At 54.2% G+C, this 2,351-nt stretch carries 2 protein-coding genes; one reads left to right on the forward strand and one right to left on the reverse strand.

Annotated elements, in window-relative coordinates:
- Positions 1–17 precede the first annotated feature (17 nt).
- Entirely contained in the window at positions 18–824 is an 807-nt protein-coding gene (locus P24_RS19955) for a DEAD/DEAH box helicase family protein (RefSeq protein WP_083859891.1), read from the reverse strand.
- 590 nt (positions 825–1,414) lie between these two features.
- On the opposite strand from P24_RS19955, the gene P24_RS18890 reads away from it, so the two are divergent.
- Positions 1,415–2,335 (forward strand): pPIWI-associating nuclease domain-containing protein, encoded by a 921-nt coding sequence (locus P24_RS18890; protein ID WP_008946351.1) that lies wholly within the window; start codon positions 1,415–1,417, stop codon positions 2,333–2,335.
- Positions 2,336–2,351 lie beyond the last annotated feature (16 nt).

Raw genomic sequence — 2,351 nt, forward strand, 5'->3', positions numbered from 1 at the left:
TGGCCGCAAAACACCGCTTACACCAAGTCACGGGCTTTCGTAATGGAACCGGCGCGCGCAAAGATTCTGTGGTCGAAGCCATTTGTACGGTCGCTGCGCAATTGACGCACCGCTGTCGCTGCGACCGAGCGGTCAATTTCGCCGTCGTCATTATCATTTCGTACTGCGGCGGCTGTAAAACTAACTTTTCCGAATGCCCGTTCTTGGGATGCCTTCGACACCGGATACCAGTATGCCATACGGCCCGGAATGATCTTCCGGTCACGCCGGAATGGAGTGGCGGTCAAAAAGACATTTTTCGCATCTAAAAAGTGATTCAAGAATGCTGTCCACGTGTCTGCTGGAACATGGTGTGCTTCATCGAAGATAATTACGTCGAATAGATCGGCAGGAGGATTGGGATCAGCACCGGGAGACAAGCTTTGCGGTGTGGAGATAATGACATCGTAGTCTTCGAGTGCGGCCCATTCGTCGGTAGATGCAGGCCGTCCCTTCTGTCCAAGCACACGTGGATTGCCGATGTCGTTCGGGATGACCCCCAGCTTTCGCAAGGTTGAAAGTTCCTTGAAGTGGCTGGTTGTTTGTTTGCGGAGAGCATCGGATGGCTCCACGATCAATACACGATTTGCTTTCAATATGAATGGGACGGCCATTAGTATGGCGGTTTTCCCATAACCTGTCGGAAGCGAAATTAGAGCCGGCTCTTGGTACACGGAGAAATGAGCCAGAATGGAGTGTAGGGATCCGAGCTGTCCGGGCCGCAGTCCGGTATTCGGCATTTCCAGAGGCTGCAAAATCAGATTGTGATCGGAGAAGTATGGCATCCCTTATTCCTGCAAACGTGAGCCATGCATAATAATAGGTTGAATTTGCGCTAACACTCAAGTAATTGCCCACAATTTCTGCCTGAATTCAGCGCTAACGATGGCTGGTGTCCGTGCCCGCTGGCAAATGGGCTTTGCCCCTCGCGTGGGCAAGACATCCAAACGCCTCCCCTCCCTTGCGGAGGCGGACCCTCGTTTGGAGCCTCCCTGCCCCTGCTATTCCCACTCTTCGCCAGAGCGACAGGGTTGCAGGGGGGCAACCCTGTCCAATTTGGAAATGCGGCTCGTTCAGCGCCTCGGCGCCGAACCATCGCGCGAGCGAGAACATCGCGGTTGGCGCTCTTCGGTGAGCCTGCGCTCCTTGAAGGCTTCTTGCCGGAAGTTGCGCTCGGTTTTCGCAGCGGTCTCCATCCGCTGTAACATTCTAAGTCGCTGATTCAATATCAATTCACTGAGTTAGAGCACAACATCTAGGGCCATTTCCGCTCAACGTACAATTTCTGGTGCCCTCAAGTTGCTTTTTCATACGCTATTGGTTAAAATTCACCTCAGTTTCAACCAAACGCACACCGTGTGCTAAGGCGGACTCCATGACCCGGCGCATGACCTCTTCGCAGATCAACAACATGATCCGTCAGGCGAGACAGAAGCAGCAGCAGGCTATCAATAACTACAATCGCGCGGTTTCAGAGTATAACCGCAAGGCGAAACAAGCCGTCGATGCCTACAATCGTGATGTCCGAGAGCACAATCGGAAGGTTCAAGAGCGTCAGCAGAAAATCAAGCGCGCCATTAACGAATATAATCGAGAAGTTTACTCGCACAATGCCCGTGTACGAGCGGATCGGCAACGTCTAAAGAATGAAATCGCGCGGCTCAACCAGAGAGCTACTTCCACTCACTACGTCACCTACCGCGTCTCGGTCAACACCGTAAGCACAGCCTATCAAAACCTACAGCGCGCAGCAGACAGCGGGCATCTCGACGACGAGTACAACGAGATTCTTGATCTCTCTGAGCGGGAAGCAGCGAACACGGTCGGGCTGATGAACGCCCTTGACGGAGACGCACAGCCTTCCGACGCACCGCCCCCGGATGCAGCGGAGAGTCCATTGACGGGCATTCTCACGGCGATATCGGACGATCTAGCAGACCGCTGGCGCGGCGCGCTCTTCGCGCTCAATCCCGGTAATCCTGATGCGGCCCGGCATTTTTGCACCAGCGCCCGTGAAATCATCGCCCGTGTACTCGACATGCGAGCGCCGGACGACACCGTTATGGAGGAAATGCCGGAGTGCGAAAGAAACCAACGTGGAACCCCGACCCGAAAGTCCAAGGTCCGTTATATTCTCCACATTAACGGTATGCTTCGCACCGAGCTTGAAACGTTCATTGAAACGGATATCGACAACATCATAGCGCTGTTCCAGACCTTCAATGAAGGCACCCACGGGCCCGCGGGTAAGTTTTCTGTTTCACAGCTTCAGGCCGTTCGCAGGCGCGTGGAATGAGCTGCCCCCCGAAAAT

The organism is Oceanibaculum indicum P24 (assembly GCF_000299935.1).
Classification (GTDB): domain Bacteria; phylum Pseudomonadota; class Alphaproteobacteria; order Oceanibaculales; family Oceanibaculaceae; genus Oceanibaculum; species Oceanibaculum indicum.

What these genes read in the sequence shown, in the direction of transcription:
- P24_RS19955 (WP_083859891.1), bottom strand. Translation starts at nt 824, where the DNA reads ATGCCATACTTCTCCGATCACAATCTGATTTTGCAGCCTCTGGAAATG.
- P24_RS18890 (WP_008946351.1), top strand. Translation starts at nt 1,415, where the DNA reads ATGACCCGGCGCATGACCTCTTCGCAGATCAACAACATGATCCGTCAG.